Genomic DNA, 16,841 nt, shown 5'->3' on the forward strand with positions numbered 1-16,841 from the left:
TTATGAAACAAGCGCAAGATCTTAAACAAATGTTACATCAGTTGGACGGCCAAAAATATGGGGCTTATAAACGATTGAAAGGACAGTACCAATTTGAGCAGTTTCGTCTTGTAGTGGATCATATTCAAGCAGATCCTTTTGCGTCTCCTTCTAAAATGCGCCTCATTATCGATCGCGATGTGGCGGGTTTTCCAGAGCACTTGTTAGATGATAAAGCGAAAAGAATCGCAGTTGCTGATTTCTTAACCCGTGCTGTCGAACAGGCCATACATGATGTCAATCATCAAAACAGTCATGACCGAAAAGCAGGCCAAATCTTTATTGATCACTGTGGTCAGGAGATGTTAACACGGACGTCTGTCGTGTTTGATGACTCACATATTGAAGTACGTCTTGAGGTCGGTATGCCTGCTGCGGGTCGTAAAATTTTAGGGAAACCTGCAGTAAAAACACTGATAGACATGTTGCCTGCCGTCGTGAAGAAGGGCTTAATCTATCAACAGTTAGATCAGGATGCATTAGCACAACAAGTGATCTTGATGAAGGATCAACAATATATCAGACAACAATTAGAAAAAAATCACTGGATTGCGTTTGTCGCAAATGGAGCGGTGTTACCACGTCGTAGTGGTGTTTCTGATCATCCGATGTCTGATGCGGTACCATTTGAGAGTCCTGCTCGCTTTGAAGTCACACTTACATTACCGAGCAGCCAAACCGTTACGGGGATGGCCATTCCTGAAGGGATTACGTTGATTGTTGGTGGCGGCTATCACGGTAAATCTACCTTGCTAGAAGTATTGGAACGCGGCGTGTATAACCATATTCTGAATGACGGACGTGAATTCGTGTGGATGCGTCATGATGCGATGAAAATACGTGCCGAAGATGGACGAAGTATTGAAAAAGTGAACATATCACCATTTATCGATAATCTGCCTGCGCATAAAGATACGACACAATTTTCAACTGAAAATGCGAGCGGCAGTACATCGCAAGCAGCTAATGTGATGGAAGCATTAGAAGCACAAGCGCAACTCTTATTAATCGATGAAGATACGTCAGCGACCAACTTCATGATCCGTGACAGTCGAATGCAGCGTTTAATCGCGCCTGAAAAAGAGCCCATTACACCATTTTCTCATAAAGTGAAAGCTTTATATGAGGATTATCAAGTTTCTACCATATTAATTGTTGGTGGTTCAGGAGATTACTTTGAAGTGGCAGATCAAGTGTTGATGATGGATGAATATCATTTGAAAGATGTGACAGAAGAAGCTAAAGACATTGCAGCTTCTGATGCATTGAGTCAACAACAAACACACGAAGCTCACTTTGGAGATTTACCACAACGTGTAGCATTGCCTTCGACGTTTAATCACAAAGGAAAGGCACACCGTTTTAAAGCGAAAGGGCTACATCAAATTATTTATGGCAAAGATCCGATTGATATCAGTGGTTTAGAACAGCTTGTCGATTCGAGTCAAGTGCGTGCGATTGCAGCTATGTTAAGTTACTTCCATCATGAAATGATGAACCAACAACAACCAATGTCTGAAGCGGTTGACGAGTTGTATCACTATATTGAAACACATGGTTTAAGTGCTGTTGTACCGCATTTAGGCCATCCAGGTAATTTAGCACTACCTCGAAAACAAGAATTTATCGGTACACTCAATCGATATCGTCAACTGAAAGTCAAATCATAATGAGTATAACAAAGGCGTTTTATTCCCCGGGAAATAAAACGCCTTTTTATGTTACATGAGTTTTTTATCTGTGAATTTGTTATAAATCCATCTAATAAGTAACGCTAAAGTAATAATTAAACCGATATAACCAAATAGGGTAAAGACATAATTCACTAAATCAACGAAACCAACAAAGCTTAATACAAATGCAAGTATGAGTGATACGACGAGTAACAGTTTATATTTCGTAGATCTTGGTTTTGTAAAGCGTGTAAGGAATGGATATAACATACCGATACAGCTATTAAAGATAACACCGACCATAACGGCTGACATGAGTATACCTAACCATGGATGAATATCGTTAGCTAAGAGTAGTGTTGGAATATCGACACTGTTCGCATTTTGAATGTTAGCTAATAATCCACCAATCATGATGAGGAGTAATAGACTGAAAGCAAGTCCACCGTAAAATGCGCCACGTCTAGCGGTTTTGTGACTGATCGCGTCATTACCGATAATCGTTAAGAAGCTGAAACTATTACCAATAATCACACCGCCGTAAATAATCGCTTCCCACCACCAATACGGTCCTGAAGCTTTCGAAGGTTGAATGTGCTGTGCCACTTCATCAAAGTGAATCGTTGGATTAAGAATGTTGTAGCCTGCAATGATAAGCACTGCGATGACTAAAAATGGAGTCACAAATCCTAATAATGTAATGATCCGGTCGAAATTCAATTGTAAAACGATAAATAATAGGATAATGATTGCGAGAGAGCTAATCCAGATTGGTACATCAAAGCCTTGGTTTAATGCGGATCCTCCGCCAGCTACCATCATGACGGTTAAACCAAATAAGAAGAAGATGACTAAGTAGTCGATGATTGTTCCAAACACTTTACCGAAAATATGGTGAAGTGAAATTTCATATGTATCTGCATCTAAACGATAACCTAATTTAGAAATTTGCCGGGTACCAAACATGACAATAATGGCTGTAAGGATGGCACCTAGGTAAGCATAGTTCCCGTAATTAACGAAGAACTGTAGTAGTTCTTGGCCAGTCGTAAAGCCTGCCCCTACGATAAAACTGAGATACGCAAGTACAATACGGAAAGCTGCTTTATTATCTTTACTCATTATTATATAAGCCCCTTTCTTAAAATAATAATGGAATAATAATATGCTTAACACATTGAGAAAACTTATTTTTTCATAAATAATCAATTTGCAAGTTAAATCACCTATTACACAAATATTTTGTGCTACGCTTTAATTAAATTGTAAAAAATTGTTTTTAACTAATGAACACGACAAGGTGATTTGTCGATTAATTTCTACTGTCCTCAAAAAACACATTCATTAAAAATACAACATTTTCTTCTATGTGTCGCACTTTACAACATATCATTTAAATTAATGGTGTTAACGTGCTTTGAATGCTGTTAGATTAGGTGTTGTAATTTTGAAACACATGTAAGCCTCGTGTTTTAAAAGCGCTAAATTTATAAAAACAACATCAATTTCAAAATAGGAGGGACTGACTTGGCAAAACTATTGTATAAATTAGGACGGTTTATTGCTAAGAATAAATGGTTAAGTGTCATTGTATGGCTCGTCGTCCTCGGTGTCATTATCACGCCGTTGATATTACATACACCTAAATTTGATAATGACCTCACAATGAACGGGCTAAAATCGCTCGACACGAATGAAAAAATCAGTAAAGAATTCCATCAGGATAGTGAAAAGGCAACGATGCGGCTTGTCTTCCACTCAGATAAAGAAAAAGGCATCACTGATAAGGATACGAAAAAGGATATAGAAGAGGCATTGGACCAAATCAGACAAAATGATGATTACGTCCAAAATATTTCTAATCCTTATGAAACTGGACAAGTGAACGACGAAGAAAATACAGCAATCGCAGATATTCACTATGTGGTGAGTCAAACTGCGATGCAGGATTCATCTAAGAAAATCATCAATAATGAATTGGATGATGTGAAAGCAGATCATAACATTCAAATTGAACAAACCGACCAAGCAGTGGTAAGTTCTGACATTGGCGGTAATTCAGAGCTCGTAGGTATTATCGTTGCGTTTGTTATCTTATTAATTACCTTTGGTTCATTAATTGCAGCGGGTATGCCAATCATCAGTGCATTAATTGGACTCGGTTCAAGTGTCGGTATTATTTCATTACTGACGTTTGTTGCAGACATTCCAAATACGACATTAACCCTTGCAGTCATGATCGGGCTCGCAGTTGGTATCGACTATTCACTCTTTATTCTCTTCCGTTATAAAGAGTTTGCGAAAAAAGGTACAGAACCGATGGAAGCGATTGGGCTTGCAGTAGGTACAGCAGGTAGTGCTGTCATCTTCGCAGGGGTCACGGTCATGATGGCTGTATGTGGTCTTTCTCTAGTCGGTATCGATTTCCTTACAACGATGGGCTTTGCTTCAGCACTCAGTGTCCTCTTTGCAGTACTTGCTGCACTGACACTGTTACCAGCATTGATTAGCATTTTCCATAAACGAATTAAATTAAAAGGAAAAGCGAAAGATCCCGCAACTGATAAAGGTAACCCATGGGCAAACTTCATTGTCGGTAAACCTTGGATAGCGACGATCTTAAGTTTAATCATTCTGATCGTAGCCTTACTTCCAATGAGTCACATGCGTTTAGGTATGCCGGACGACAGTATTCAACCTGAAAATTCTTCACAACATAAAGCGTACGAACTTGTTTCAGATAACTTTGGTGAAGGTTATAACGGTCAAATTGTCATGTTAGTCAATACCAAAGACGGTGGCAGTGAAGATCAAATTAAACGTGATTTAAATAATATGAGAGATGATATCAGTGATATCGATCATGTGGATTCCGTGACTGAAGCACAATTGAATGGCGACAATCATTATGCGTTGATGGCGATCATTCCTGAAGAAGGACCTAATGCAGAATCTACAAGTGAATTAACAAAAGACTTACGTGATTTTGCGAGCCAAGCAAAAGAAAAATATGATTTCAGTACTGAAATTTCAGGACAAAGTGTCATCAACATTGATATGTCTCAAAAACTTAACAATGCGATTCCTGTCTTTGCGGGTGTCATCGTAGGTTTAGCATTCATTCTATTAATGTTTGTCTTCCGCTCTCTATTAGTTTCATTAAAAGCCGTACTCGGATTTGTCTTAACACTCGGTGCGACACTCGGCTTTACGACATTAGTCATGCAAGATGGCTTTATGGCTGGCTTGTTTGGTATTGATCAAACGGCACCAGTCCTCGCATTCTTACCGGTCGTCACGATTGGACTGCTCTTCGGTCTCGCTATCGATTACGAGTTGTTCTTAATGACACGTGTGCACGAAGAATATGGTAAGACAGGTGATAATGACCATGCGATCCGCGTGGGTATCCAAGAAAGTGGACCGGTTATCGTTGCAGCAGCACTAATTATGTTCAGTGTGTTCTTCGCATTCGTTTTCCAAGAAGACCAAACGATCAAATCTATCGGGGTCTCTCTCTCATTTGGGGTACTCTTTGATGCCTTTATCGTACGTATGACGTTAATCCCAGCATTGACTAAATTGTTTGGCCATGCGTCATGGTACTTGCCTAAATGGTTACAACGTGTGCTACCGAAAATTGATGTCGAAGGGAAAGCGTTAGAACCCGTTTATGCCACAGAGGGCGATGCAGATATTACAGCTCAAGAACGTACCTCAATTTCTGACCATAGCGAAAGCCAAGTCGATGCGGAATCTCACGCAACAGATCAAACTCATGAGGTACGACAAGCATCCACGGACCACCCGGAAAATATTGACTACGAAGCAGCGTATACACAATCAACGAACGACGTACCTCAAGCATCAATGGAACAAACACATCGTTCACGAGGAGCATCAGAAGTGGATCAGCAAGCACAATCATCTAAACTTTACCAAGCGCTAGCAGCTGAAACAGAAGACGATGATATCTTATTCAATGCGTTAATGTTATATGCCCGTCAACACCAACCAGAAATTTACGAACAATATGTGCGTAAGCTCCAAACATTGCGTAATGAACTCTTTGATGAGTTAAACCGAAAATCTTAATAAGGAGGAAATACTGAATGTTTAAGCACCTGAATTTAAAAGCCTTTGGGTTAATCATGACGTTAGCTTTAGCGCTCGTGTTGAGTGCTTGTAGTCAAGATGACAGTTCAGCACAAACAGAAGGTACATCAATCGGCGAAAAAGAAATAGACATTCCCTATATTGCGACCGATAATTCAGCCGCACGCTCACTCATAATGGCTGAGGTGTTGAAAAAAGCAGGCTACGATGTAACGACGACCCCTGTGTCTGCGAGTGGACCCATGTATGCGTCCGTTTCAGAAGATGAAAATGCATTCCACGCATCAGGCATTTTCCCTTCAACGGATAAAGCGTACTACAATCAGTTTAAAGATGACCTTACTTTATATGATCAACATCACTTGATTGAAAATGTACAAGTTGGACTCGCTGTCCCTAAATATGTAAGTGACATAGATTCTATCGCAGACCTAAAAGAGGACAATGACTTTGGAAAAGCGGTCAATCATGAAATTGAAGGTACAGATAAACGTAATGGCGTCATGAAAGAAACGAAAAATACAATTGGCGAAGATGATCTTAAAGATTACAAATTGAATAGTAGTTCTGATCAGGACCAATTTAAAGCCATTCAACAAGCACATCAACAACAAAAACCAATCTTATTCACAGCGATGAAACCGCATTGGTTACATGAAGAAACTGACTATAAAATGTTGAAAGATCCTGACAAAATATACGGTGATACAAACCAACATATCGATCTCGTATTTAATCAAAACTTTAAAGACAGACATCCAGCTGCCTATACTATTACAACTAGAATGGCAGATGACTGGAGTCAAAGTGATGAAAAAGATTTAGCGAAAAAAATATTTGTCGATCGTAAAAATCCTGAACAAGTCGCAAAAGATTATGTAGATGATCATGATCATAAAGTAGACGAATGGTTGAAAGATATCGAATCATAAATAAGGATAGACTCGCCTCACTAACACTTTAGTGAGGCGTTTTTTTATGTAGGGAAAATGATGAGCCACTTTCAAATTGAATCGATGGAGGAAGTTGTTGAGATTTCATCTGATTCACTAAGATAGATATAAGTTGACATCAATCCAAATAAAGTTTTTAGTTTTATACAAGAGTATGAGGGAAAAGTGCATACAGCCAAGAAATGACCATATAAAATAGATCATGAAATGCTTTGTGTCGTCTCAAGCGATGAAACATGATCGCCGTGAAAATGAATAACCCAACGGCTAATTCATCCACGCACGTTTTTGGCACATTGATCATACATAGCACCATTATGAAGGGGGTTAAACGATGGAAACACCAACTCAAAAACGAACAGTGCAACACATTATCCGTACAACCTTTGATTTATTACAAGATTATCATTTTGACTCCATCACTGTTCAACAGATATGTGGTGCTGCAGAAATCAATCGGAGTACATTTTATCGATATTTTGAAGATAAATATGATTTACTTTACCATTTGGCTGAGGAACTCGGGGAAGACATTACAAACGAAATGCAAGGCCCAGATGAAGCGGCCATGCTCAAATCCTTAGTTAAACTCGTCAATAAAAATCAGACGTTATTTAAGCATCTGATTGTATCGTCTAAGCAAAATGAATTTTATCAAGAACTGACCCGTGTAGCGAGCCGACTCATTTATCAAGGCGCTTACGAACATGATAACTTTATTTCGCGCCAAATCCGTCAATCCATTTATCCAAAAATGGCGAGTGACTTCTTTGGAAGCGGCATTATTGAAGTGATGCGACAATGGCTCAACAACCAATATGATTATACGTTGGACGAAGTGCTTCAGACACTGGATCAAATCGAGCGAAAATAGATGAGGTTTGTGTCGTCTGCTAAAGCGACAGACCGTATGGTTTTAAACACATTGAAGCCTATTCGATTAAGATTCAAAATATAAGTTGCTGGAAACAACAATTATTTTGTTATAATGTAATAGAAAAGAATAAAATGAAATCGTACAAGTTTAAAGTGAGGTACTTCTAATGGAGAAAGAAAACAATAAACAAACGAACGAAGTAAATGACGAAAATAACCAAGAACAACCATCTAAATCTGACTATGAATCAGAAGTCATTGAAAAAGCGGAACAACGTGTGGCAGCGAAACATGCGGAAACATCTAATGACAATGAAAATCCGACAGATGAAGAAATTGAAGCAGAGCTCTTACAGTATTTAAAAGAAGAAAAAGAAATTAAAGAAGAAGAAAAAGCTGAGAGCAAACGTTTTAAAATCGTGACGATTATTTTAGGAATTGCTATTGCACTAATCGTCATCTTTAGAGTCGGCTCTCAATTTATGTAACAACATAACTCAAGCCAATCAAAAAGGGAGAAGACAGCAGGTACTAAAATGACCTGAGATGTCTTCGCCTTTTTTAATGCTTTCAATCATATTTACTACTTATTAGTCATCGTAGTTATTTTCTAGTTTGCGCAGTTCGTCTCTCGTATCTTTAGACAAGCCTTCACCATAGTCCATCATCTGTACGATGTCTTTGAAGGCAGCATGCGGGATGGCTAAATCTTGTAATTCTTCGGGTTTTACGTGTAAATCGATATCTTGTGGGCGGTCTTCTATTAATTTCTGTACAAAATCTGGCTCTGTGACAAATGGAGAAGACATTCCAACCATATCTGAGTATTGGAGCGCTTCTAAAGCCTTATCCGGTGTGTTAATACCACCACTGGCGATTAATGGGATACGTCCATTTAAATGTTCATAGACTACGTCGTTGAGATAACGGCCTTGATGTTTACCAGAAGAGCGCACTGTTTTTTTATAAATATTCCGTCCCCAACTAGCGATTGCTAAATATTGGATATTCACGCGTTCCATAATCCAATCGATCCACTGATTGAATTCTTCGATGGAATAACCGATTTGACTGCCACGTGCTTCTTCTGGCGTCGCTCTAAAACCTAGGATAAAATCTCCAGGCGCTTTGTCATGAATAACGTCTTGAACACCCTCTAGCACTTCTAAGCTAAATCTTGCGCGATTTTCCAGGCTATCAGAACCATATTTGTCCGTACGTTGATTTGAAAATGTTGAGAAGAACGTTTGGATGAGTAAGCGTTGTGCAGCTGAAATTTCGACGCCATCAAATCCGGCATCAATCGCAAGTGCAGTCGCATTTTTAAAGCGCTCAATCACTTGTTTAATATCTTCTTCAGACATACTGCGTACTTTGTGCGGGATAGGTGAATGTAACGTCATCTCACTCGGTCCGTACACCGTTTCATATTTGTAAATGGATTGAGTGGAAAAGCGACCAGGGTGTGCAAGTTGAAGGATGGCTGTATTGCCATCTCGTTTCATCGCTTTTGCGAGTTGGGTCAAACCTGGTAGATAAGATGCATCCATTGCACTGATACCATATTCAAATAATTGGCCGTAGGGTTCGATGTAAGCCCCCCCAGTGATTTGAAGCGCTGCAGTGTTAGCACGTCGTGAGGCATAGTCGAGTTCTTCTTGGGTTACGTATCCATCAGCTGTTGCGGCGTTGGGCGTCATCGGTGAGAGTACGAACCGATTTGATAACTGTCGCCCATTTGGAAGTGTGATTGGTTTAAGTAGTGCTTCATATTGTGCCATGGAATTACCCCTTTAAAATGAATGTGTTTGTTACCTTTAACCTACCATTAGGAAACATGATTCACAATCCATAACACATAAATGTTGATTTATTGTTAATTTTAATACATTTTTAAAACGAAATATTTAACTTTTCTTGCACAATTCGATATTTTATATAGTAAGGGCATATATATCTAAGACGGGGCGATTTATAATTTGAGTGTGACGACACAACAGGAAGCGTCACCACGATGGAGATGATGAAATGGTTGAATATAGCATTTTAGATTATGCGCTCGTAGACGAAGGGAAAAATTCAGAAGACGCAGTGAAAGAGACTGTCGAATTAGCGAAACTCGCTGATCAATTGGGACTCAAACGCTTTTGGGTGACGGAACATCATAATGTACCCGCATTTGCATGTCCGAGTCCAGAACTCTTAATGATGCAGATGTTATCTCAAACATCTTCCATTCGTATTGGATCTGGCGGTGTGATGTTACCGCATTATAGTCCCTTTAAAGTCGCGGAAAATATGCGCATGTTAGAAGCTTTCTATCCAAATCGAGTGGATATCGGTATCGGTAACAATGCTGGTACACCACAAGTGCAAGCAGCGATGCAAGATCGTGAAAATGCTGCTGACAATTATCTTACAAGTATTCATCAGTTATATGAATATCTTACAAATCAACAAGATGAAGTCATTGTACAACCACGCAATGAACGTATACCTGAAATGTGGTTGTTAAGCATCGGTGAACGATCAGCACAAACAGCAGCAGATCTTGGTTTAGGCTATACATTTGGTACATTTTTATTACCAGATCAAGCGCATATCGATCAGGCGCAACAAAGTAATCGATTATACAGAGAGCAATTTAAATCGTCACCTATCTTTAGCCAATCCAAAGTGATGGCTACGACATTTATTATCGTCGGAGAAAATGACACACACGCTGAGCAACTTGCCCATGCTTTAGGCGTTTGGTTACTCGGTAAACAAAGCTTTGCCGAATTTAAGCAGTTTCCTTCTATAGAAACAGCAGCTAACTATTCCTTAACGGATGAGGAAAAAGAACGTATCAAAGCACAACGCGCAAGTATCATTGTGGGGACAGAAGAAACGATTCGACCACAAATAGAACGTTTAATTGAAGCAAATCAAGCAGACGAAGTACTCTTCGCACCATTAATATCAGATATAGAAACACGTCGTCGCACAGTCAAAGCGATTGCTAAAGCGATGATGTCATAAAGAAGGAGAGATATTTTATGAAAAAATCAGCAAATTATCTATGGGTTGAACAAGAAGGTAATCAATATGTTTATCGCATGACACCAGAACTTCAAGACGATGTAGGTACAGTCGGTTTCGTCTCATTTATGGATAAAGACGAAGTTGAAGTCGACGACGAAATCGTGAGTATCGAAGCATCTAAAACAGTATTAGACGTTCAATCTCCATTAGCTGGTAAAATCGTTGAACGTAATACGAAAGCAGAAGATGAACCAGAATTACTTAACTCTGAAAAACCAGAAGAAAATTGGCTCGTTAAATTAGAAAATGTAGATGAAGCGGCATTCGATAAATTAGAAAACGCAGAGGACTAAGAGATGAAGCAAAGTGAAAGACTTGCCTATTTAGTTGAATATCTATGGCAAGAAGCAAACGGGGATGCCCCGTTAGACTATCCAACTGACCCACACGCACAGTGGCGTATGTTTCGTGGCTTAGTGAATGTCAGACCACCTGAGCCGATTAGTGACACATTTTTAGAGGTACAGGATGCTTACCTTCAAACGCTGAACCAAGCAGATCCTGTCTCTTTCGCGTCACTTGATCCAGTGTTACATGATGATATTTATTTGTGGCAGGGCGATATCACACGACTCGAAGTAGATGGCATCGTAAATGCTGCGAATAGTCGTTTATTAGGTTGCTTTAAACCGAACCATGCTTGTATCGATAACACGATTCATACTAAAGCAGGGGTTCAACTTCGATTGGCTTGTGAAGAGATCATCCAAGACCAAGGTAAAAAAGAAGGGGTAGGTAAAGCGAAGATTACTTCTGCTTATAACCTGCCATCTTCGTATGTCATTCATACAGTAGGACCGCAAGTTCAACATTATCCTGTATCAAAAATGAATCGAGACTTGCTTGTTCGATGTTATCAAAGTTGTTTGAAGGTTGCGGACGAAAACAACCTTAATCACATTGCGTTTTGCTGTATTTCAACTGGGGTGTTTGGCTTTCCGCAAGATGAAGCCGTTAAGATTGCTATCGATACGGTCCTCGCATATAAAGCAGAAACAGGCTCTGATATCCAAGTGATATTCAATGTCTTTTCAGATAAAGATTATGAGTTGTATAAGGAGGCACTCACGCAGTATGACTAACGCAAAGTGGAACGCACTGAATATGGAAGATCAATCTCAGTCAGCGGTGCTTGCTGAAGCGATTAGAGAAGCAGATGCAGTCGTTGTAGGTATCGGGGCAGGGATGTCTTCAGCAGATGGCTTCACCTATACAGGGGAACGCTTCACGAAAAACTTTCCAGATTTCATCGAGAAATATGGCTTTTTTGATATGTTACAAGCAAGCTTACATCCCTTCCCAAGTTGGCAGGAATACTGGGCATTTGAAAGTCGCTTTGTGAAGCTCAATTACCTAGATCAACCTGTGGGGCCTTCTTATGTTGCATTGAAAGAAATGTTAGAAACGAAACCGTACCATATTATTACCACAAATGCAGATAATGCTTTTGCAGTGGCAGATTATGATTTAGATAAAGTATTTCACATTCAAGGGGAATATATTTTATGGCAATGTAGCCAGCACTGTCACGCACAAACGTATCGCGATGATGAGGCGATCTTACAAATGGTGGAACAACAAGAAGATATGAAAGTACCCAGAGAGTTGATTCCACACTGTCCGAAATGTGATGCACCGATGGAAATTAATAAACGTAAAGCCCAAGTGGGTATGGTCGAAGATGCTGATTTCCATGCGCAATTAGATCGTTATAATGCGTTCTTAGCACAACACGAAACGGGTAAAGTGCTTTATCTAGAAATTGGTATCGGCTATACTACACCACAATTTGTGAAGCATCCATTCCAACGTATGACACGGAAGAATCCTGATGCCGTCTTTATGACAATGAATAAAAAAGCGTATCGCATCCCACAACCCATTCGTGAACGTACGATACATTTAACCGATGATATTTCGATGTTAATTCAAGATGCAAATCAAAGATTGAAACAATAGGAGTGAGTCCATGTATTTAATAGAACCTATTCGTAATGGAGAATATATTGCAGATGGCGCTGTCGCCTTAGCATTACAAGTTTATGTGAATGAAAATCTCTTTTTAGATGACGACATTTTGCTTCCATATTATTGTGACCCTAAAGTTCAAATTGGACGTTTTCAAAACACAGCAGTAGAAATTAACCAAGACTATGTAGATGAAAACGACATTCAAGTTGTTCGCCGTGATACAGGTGGCGGTGCCGTCTACGTAGACCGTGGTTCAATCAATTTCTGTTGTGTATTACAAAATGATACGTCTATCTACGGAGATTTCCAACGTTTTTATCAACCTGTAATTGCTGCACTCCATCATCTTGGTGCCACAGAAGTTGAGCAAAGTGGCCGTAATGATTTAGCCATTAATGGTAAGAAAATTTCTGGCGCTGCTATGACACTGACAGATGGTCGTATCTATGGGGGTTACTCACTACTCCTAGATGTGGATTATGAAGCTATGATGAAAGCACTCAATCCGAACCGTAAAAAAATCGAAGCGAAAGGGATTAAATCCGTACGTTCGAGAGTGGGCGAAATTCGTGACTATCTCGATCCTCAATATCAAGATGTGACGATTGAACAATTTAAAGATTTAATTATTGAACAGTTGATGGGTATTGATGATATCAGCGAAGCGAAACGTTATGAACTCACTGACGAAGACTGGCAAGCGATTGACGAACTCGTTGAGAAAAAATATAAAAACTGGGAGTGGAATTACGGCGGTTCACCTCGCTATGATTACAACCGCAATGAACACTTCAATTCAGGTACCGTAGATATCTCATTAGATATTTCAGGCAATCGCATTGCTGCATGTCGTATTTACGGTGACTTCTTTGGTAAAGGTGAAATTAAAGATGTCGAACAACAATTCGAAGGCGTACGTGTCGTTAGAGCAGACCTATTAGAGGCGTTAAATGACATCGATTTAAATTATTATTTTGGCGATATTACCGCAGAACAACTCGTCGATTTGATTTTAAGCTAACTGTATATAAGAGTGTGAAAAGACTGGTGCGGCGGAAAGCCCATCAGTCTTTTTTGTATTATTTATCTCTCAAATAATCTGCCGTTGAATAAACATATGCGAATTCGTGATTCAAAGATGCTATATTATACGTGTGGACATCTTGAGCGTTTAATTGATTGCCATCGAGGTCTTTGAGTTCAAAAGAAACGGTCGCGTCTTCGATTAGATCAACAGTAAATCCTAAGTTTTGAGCCATTCGCGTTGTTGTAGATACACAATGGGGAAGTGAGATCCCCGCAATAGTTAAATGATGCCACCCATGAGATCGTAAAATAGTATACAATGTTGTGCCAATAAAAGCACTGTTCACTTCTTTTTCGATGATGATTTCATCTATTTTCGGTTCATAAATTAAACTTTGTAACGCCTCTCGATGAAACAACGATGAAGGGTCTTGTGAGATATGTTTTATATGAATAATAGGTAGATGTTCACTTCGAAAATGGGTCAATAACCTTTCTATATTTTGTTCCGCATTTGGACCATCACGTTCGCCCCAACACGAATCGTGAAATGCCTCTTGTACATCGATTAAAATGAGCACATCACTCATCATTTTTACCCTCCCCCTTCTATTACTCACATTGTAAAGCATAACTGATTTGTTCTGAACGATATCACTAAGGAATTAGGTAATAAAAGCCACAAAAAATGAGGAGAATACCCCAATGGACCTAACAGATCGTAAAATACTCAAAATGCTTAAGCAAGATAGTCAGATTTCGTTGCAACGCATCAGTAAAGTAGTTAGTTTATCTCCCCCGGCAGTACGTGAACGCATTAATAAAATGAAAGACGTCGGCATTATCGGCAAGTATACGATAGATATTGATTATCGTGCTTTAGGTTATGATATCAATGTCATCATTGAAATTCTCATCAAGAATAACTTATATCGTGACTTTAAAGACTTTATTTCGGAGCAGAACGATGTAGAATTTTGTTACAGAATTTCAGGAGAAAGCTGTTTTATTTTTAAGGTTCATTTTCAGGGCATGCTACCGGTTGAGCCCTTTACCGATCAATTACAACATTACGGACATACTAAAACGCATTTTATATTTTCAAAAACGGTTTGATTGCGAAAAATTTTAAATAAACGAAACATGTTAAACCCCCGCCATATCTTCCGCCATTAACTAAATCATCACCAGAAATTTACATTCATTTAACGTTCAATTGTTAAGGTATTAGTGAGGGCAGATATTATAAGTGGAGGTTTTATAAGTGAAAAATAAGCAAAAAATTGTAACTGGTGTAGCTAGCTTAACGTTATTGTTAACATTGGCACAAGGAGGCGGCGTAGCAAACGCGAGCGCTGGTGGCTCTGCCGTACCGAATGAAAACCCTGCAGAACAAAACGAAGAAGGTAACAACAACGGCATTGAAGTTTCTGACCAAAAACCTGCAGTTGCGCCTGTAGAAACTCAAAACACACCAAACCGTATCATGACTAACTTCAACGGTGATAGTAAAACAGAAATGGCTTTCAACTGGTACACAACAGATAAATTCGACGACGCTAAAGTTTGGGTATCAGAAACTGGTGACTTCAGTGATGCGATCTCATTTGATGCTAAAGCTGAAAACGTAACTTCTAAATATTTAGAACGCGATAACAACGGTAACATTATTTTCGCAGATCCTGTCAAAGACGACGATGGTGAACCTGTTAAAGATAATAACGATAAAATCAATGGTTATTACACTGACGCAAACGTTTCTGGCCAAGAATGGATGGGCGGTAACGAACATGGTAAAGCGGAATTAACAAAACAAAGAGAATATACATACAAAGCGAAAGCAATTGGTTTGAAACCAAATACAAACTATCATTACTATGTTGGTAGCGAAAGCGGACCTAAAAGTGAAATAGGACAATTCAAAACATCTGGTAATAAAGGCGATCCATTCAAATTCGTTCAATACACAGATACACAAAATGCTTACTGGAACGAACACGTACGTAACGAAGCACAATTCGCTGCAGATACAATCGATCAAGCCATCCAAACTGCTGGCAATCCAGACTTCGCACTTCACACTGGTGACTTTGTAGAAACTGCAGAAGTAGAAGATGAATGGAAAGACTTATACGAACAATCTCGTCCATCATTCATGTCACTACCTATCGCTGTTGCTTCAGGTAACCATGATGAATACCCATTAGATGATGACGACGACATGTTATTAGGTAGCTTCAACGACCACGTAAACGTACCTAAAGAAAATGATGCAATGAACGGTGGTTCATACTACTCATTCGATTACAACGGTGCGCACATGGTTGTAGCTAATACAAATGACAATAAAAAAGATAAAAAAGACAACCCAGATGAAAAAGCAATCGGTAAAGAACAAATGGAATGGATTAAAGACGACATCAAAAAAGCACATGAAAATGGTTCAAATTGGGTCATCTTAAACTTACACAAACCAATGTACTCTAAATCTTACCACTCACTATCAGACGAAGATATCAAAGCTGTACGTGAAGAATTAACAAAACAAATTGATGACTTAGATGTTGACTTAGTATTACAAGGTCACGACCACGTACTTGCTCGTACTAAATCACTTCAACATACTTCAACTAAAAATAGCTTCGTAAATGCTAAAATTGAAGATACTAAACAAGTGAAAGGTGAAGATGGCGTAGAATACTACGACAACCCTAAAGGTTCTGTATACGTTCTACCTAACACTGGTGGTACTAAAGCTTATGACGACATCTACGATAAATCATTATCACATATCAAAAAAGTGGTACCAGAACTTAAAAGCTTAACTCAAAAACAACTAGATCATTACAACACATTGTTCGCATTAGGTGAACAACCTCAAAAAACAGATGCTTATAAAGACAGTCACTCTAACAACCGTGATTCATCTCAACAAAACTTCTCAGTATACGAAGTTGAAGATAACAAATTGAAAGTTAAAACTTATCAATTAAACGGTGACATTAGTAAAGGTGAACCACGTACAACTGAATTAATCGACGAATTTGGTATTAAAAAAGACAAATAAATCATTAAACAGTATGTGAAGTCATCTTTGGAAAGG

Annotated in this window: 15 protein-coding genes; 12 read left to right on the forward strand and 3 right to left on the reverse strand. The window is 39.0% G+C overall.

Annotated elements, in window-relative coordinates; translation table 11 throughout:
• Nucleotides 1-2 precede the first annotated feature (2 nt).
• Nucleotides 3-1,709, forward strand: a complete 1,707-nt coding sequence (locus ACSBRB_RS08440; RefSeq protein ID WP_435032401.1) for an ABC-ATPase domain-containing protein — start codon at nucleotides 3-5, stop codon at nucleotides 1,707-1,709.
• 51 nt (nucleotides 1,710-1,760) lie between these two features.
• Here the strand turns inward: ACSBRB_RS08440 and ACSBRB_RS08445 are convergent, their stop codons facing one another.
• Nucleotides 1,761-2,834 carry a YkvI family membrane protein gene (locus ACSBRB_RS08445; RefSeq protein WP_435032402.1) on the reverse strand — a complete coding sequence of 358 codons (1,074 nt, stop codon included), beginning with the start codon at nucleotides 2,832-2,834 and terminating at the stop codon, nucleotides 1,761-1,763.
• A 405-nt stretch (nucleotides 2,835-3,239) separates the two neighbouring features.
• Between ACSBRB_RS08445 and ACSBRB_RS08450 the strand changes: the two genes are divergently transcribed.
• The 4 genes from ACSBRB_RS08450 to ACSBRB_RS08465 all read left to right on the forward strand — a co-directional run bounded on the left by ACSBRB_RS08450 (nucleotide 3,240) and on the right by ACSBRB_RS08465 (nucleotide 8,145).
• Complete coding sequence (locus ACSBRB_RS08450) at nucleotides 3,240-5,807, forward strand: MMPL family transporter (protein ID WP_435032403.1); 2,568 nt, start codon at nucleotides 3,240-3,242, stop codon at nucleotides 5,805-5,807.
• Nucleotides 5,808-5,824: 17 nt separating this feature from the next.
• Nucleotides 5,825-6,760: a glycine betaine ABC transporter substrate-binding protein gene (locus tag ACSBRB_RS08455; protein ID WP_435032404.1), complete on the forward strand. Its 936-nt coding sequence runs from the start codon at nucleotides 5,825-5,827 to the stop codon at nucleotides 6,758-6,760.
• A 355-nt stretch (nucleotides 6,761-7,115) separates the two neighbouring features.
• Entirely contained in the window at nucleotides 7,116-7,655 is a 540-nt protein-coding gene (locus ACSBRB_RS08460; RefSeq protein ID WP_059107833.1) for a TetR/AcrR family transcriptional regulator, read from the forward strand.
• A gap of 169 nt (nucleotides 7,656-7,824) precedes the next feature.
• Nucleotides 7,825-8,145, forward strand: a complete 321-nt coding sequence (locus ACSBRB_RS08465; RefSeq protein ID WP_059107834.1) for a nuclease A inhibitor family protein — start codon at nucleotides 7,825-7,827, stop codon at nucleotides 8,143-8,145.
• Between the two features lie 102 nt (nucleotides 8,146-8,247).
• Here ACSBRB_RS08465 and ACSBRB_RS08470 read toward each other — a convergent pair whose 3' ends face one another.
• On the reverse strand, nucleotides 8,248-9,438 hold the full coding sequence (locus ACSBRB_RS08470; RefSeq protein WP_435032405.1) for an NADH-dependent flavin oxidoreductase: 1,191 nt from the start codon (nucleotides 9,436-9,438) through the stop codon (nucleotides 8,248-8,250).
• A 247-nt stretch (nucleotides 9,439-9,685) separates the two neighbouring features.
• On the opposite strand from ACSBRB_RS08470, the gene ACSBRB_RS08475 reads away from it, so the two are divergent.
• From ACSBRB_RS08475 to lplA, 5 genes are read left to right on the forward strand one after another with little or no spacing between them, the layout of a single operon-like run.
• The gene (locus ACSBRB_RS08475) at nucleotides 9,686-10,678 is read left to right on the forward strand and encodes an LLM class flavin-dependent oxidoreductase (protein ID WP_435032406.1); all 993 of its coding nucleotides are present in this window, start codon (nucleotides 9,686-9,688) and stop codon (nucleotides 10,676-10,678) included.
• Nucleotides 10,679-10,695: 17 nt separating this feature from the next.
• A complete protein-coding gene (locus ACSBRB_RS08480) occupies nucleotides 10,696-11,034 on the forward strand; it encodes a glycine cleavage system H family protein (protein WP_435032407.1) in 339 nt (112 codons plus the stop codon).
• 3 nt (nucleotides 11,035-11,037) lie between these two features.
• Nucleotides 11,038-11,823: a protein-ADP-ribose hydrolase gene (locus ACSBRB_RS08485; RefSeq protein WP_435032408.1), complete on the forward strand. Its 786-nt coding sequence runs from the start codon at nucleotides 11,038-11,040 to the stop codon at nucleotides 11,821-11,823.
• Nucleotides 11,816-12,700: an SIR2 family NAD-dependent protein deacylase gene (locus ACSBRB_RS08490; RefSeq protein ID WP_435032409.1), complete on the forward strand. Its 885-nt coding sequence runs from the start codon at nucleotides 11,816-11,818 to the stop codon at nucleotides 12,698-12,700. The genes ACSBRB_RS08485 and ACSBRB_RS08490 overlap by 8 nt, the downstream gene beginning before the upstream one ends.
• Nucleotides 12,701-12,710: 10 nt before the next feature.
• Complete coding sequence (gene lplA / locus ACSBRB_RS08495) at nucleotides 12,711-13,733, forward strand: lipoate--protein ligase (RefSeq protein ID WP_435032410.1); 1,023 nt, start codon at nucleotides 12,711-12,713, stop codon at nucleotides 13,731-13,733.
• 58 nt (nucleotides 13,734-13,791) lie between these two features.
• Here lplA and ACSBRB_RS08500 read toward each other — a convergent pair whose 3' ends face one another.
• Nucleotides 13,792-14,331: an isochorismatase family protein gene (locus tag ACSBRB_RS08500; RefSeq protein WP_435032411.1), complete on the reverse strand. Its 540-nt coding sequence runs from the start codon at nucleotides 14,329-14,331 to the stop codon at nucleotides 13,792-13,794.
• Nucleotides 14,332-14,443: 112 nt separating this feature from the next.
• On the opposite strand from ACSBRB_RS08500, the gene ACSBRB_RS08505 reads away from it, so the two are divergent.
• Nucleotides 14,444-14,854 (forward strand): Lrp/AsnC family transcriptional regulator, encoded by a 411-nt coding sequence (locus ACSBRB_RS08505; RefSeq protein ID WP_435032412.1) that lies wholly within the window; start codon nucleotides 14,444-14,446, stop codon nucleotides 14,852-14,854.
• A gap of 148 nt (nucleotides 14,855-15,002) precedes the next feature.
• Nucleotides 15,003-16,805, forward strand: a complete 1,803-nt coding sequence (locus tag ACSBRB_RS08510) for a purple acid phosphatase family protein (protein ID WP_435032413.1) — start codon at nucleotides 15,003-15,005, stop codon at nucleotides 16,803-16,805.
• Nucleotides 16,806-16,841 lie beyond the last annotated feature (36 nt).

Source organism: Staphylococcus auricularis (genome assembly GCF_051172115.1).
Classification (GTDB): domain Bacteria; phylum Bacillota; class Bacilli; order Staphylococcales; family Staphylococcaceae; genus Staphylococcus; species Staphylococcus auricularis_A.

Bases quoted from the DNA above. Each gene is read 5' to 3' on its own strand.
- ACSBRB_RS08440 (WP_435032401.1), top strand. From the start codon at position 3: ATGAAACAAGCGCAAGATCTTAAACAAATGTTACATCAGTTGGACGGC.
- ACSBRB_RS08445 (WP_435032402.1), bottom strand. From the start codon at position 2,834: ATGAGTAAAGATAATAAAGCAGCTTTCCGTATTGTACTTGCGTATCTC.
- ACSBRB_RS08455 (WP_435032404.1), top strand. From the start codon at position 5,825: ATGTTTAAGCACCTGAATTTAAAAGCCTTTGGGTTAATCATGACGTTA.
- ACSBRB_RS08460 (WP_059107833.1), top strand. From the start codon at position 7,116: ATGGAAACACCAACTCAAAAACGAACAGTGCAACACATTATCCGTACA.
- ACSBRB_RS08465 (WP_059107834.1), top strand. From the start codon at position 7,825: ATGGAGAAAGAAAACAATAAACAAACGAACGAAGTAAATGACGAAAAT.
- ACSBRB_RS08470 (WP_435032405.1), bottom strand. From the start codon at position 9,438: ATGGCACAATATGAAGCACTACTTAAACCAATCACACTTCCAAATGGG.
- ACSBRB_RS08475 (WP_435032406.1), top strand. From the start codon at position 9,686: ATGGTTGAATATAGCATTTTAGATTATGCGCTCGTAGACGAAGGGAAA.
- ACSBRB_RS08480 (WP_435032407.1), top strand. From the start codon at position 10,696: ATGAAAAAATCAGCAAATTATCTATGGGTTGAACAAGAAGGTAATCAA.
- ACSBRB_RS08485 (WP_435032408.1), top strand. From the start codon at position 11,038: ATGAAGCAAAGTGAAAGACTTGCCTATTTAGTTGAATATCTATGGCAA.
- ACSBRB_RS08490 (WP_435032409.1), top strand. From the start codon at position 11,816: ATGACTAACGCAAAGTGGAACGCACTGAATATGGAAGATCAATCTCAG.
- lplA (WP_435032410.1), top strand. From the start codon at position 12,711: ATGTATTTAATAGAACCTATTCGTAATGGAGAATATATTGCAGATGGC.
- ACSBRB_RS08500 (WP_435032411.1), bottom strand. From the start codon at position 14,331: ATGATGAGTGATGTGCTCATTTTAATCGATGTACAAGAGGCATTTCAC.
- ACSBRB_RS08505 (WP_435032412.1), top strand. From the start codon at position 14,444: ATGGACCTAACAGATCGTAAAATACTCAAAATGCTTAAGCAAGATAGT.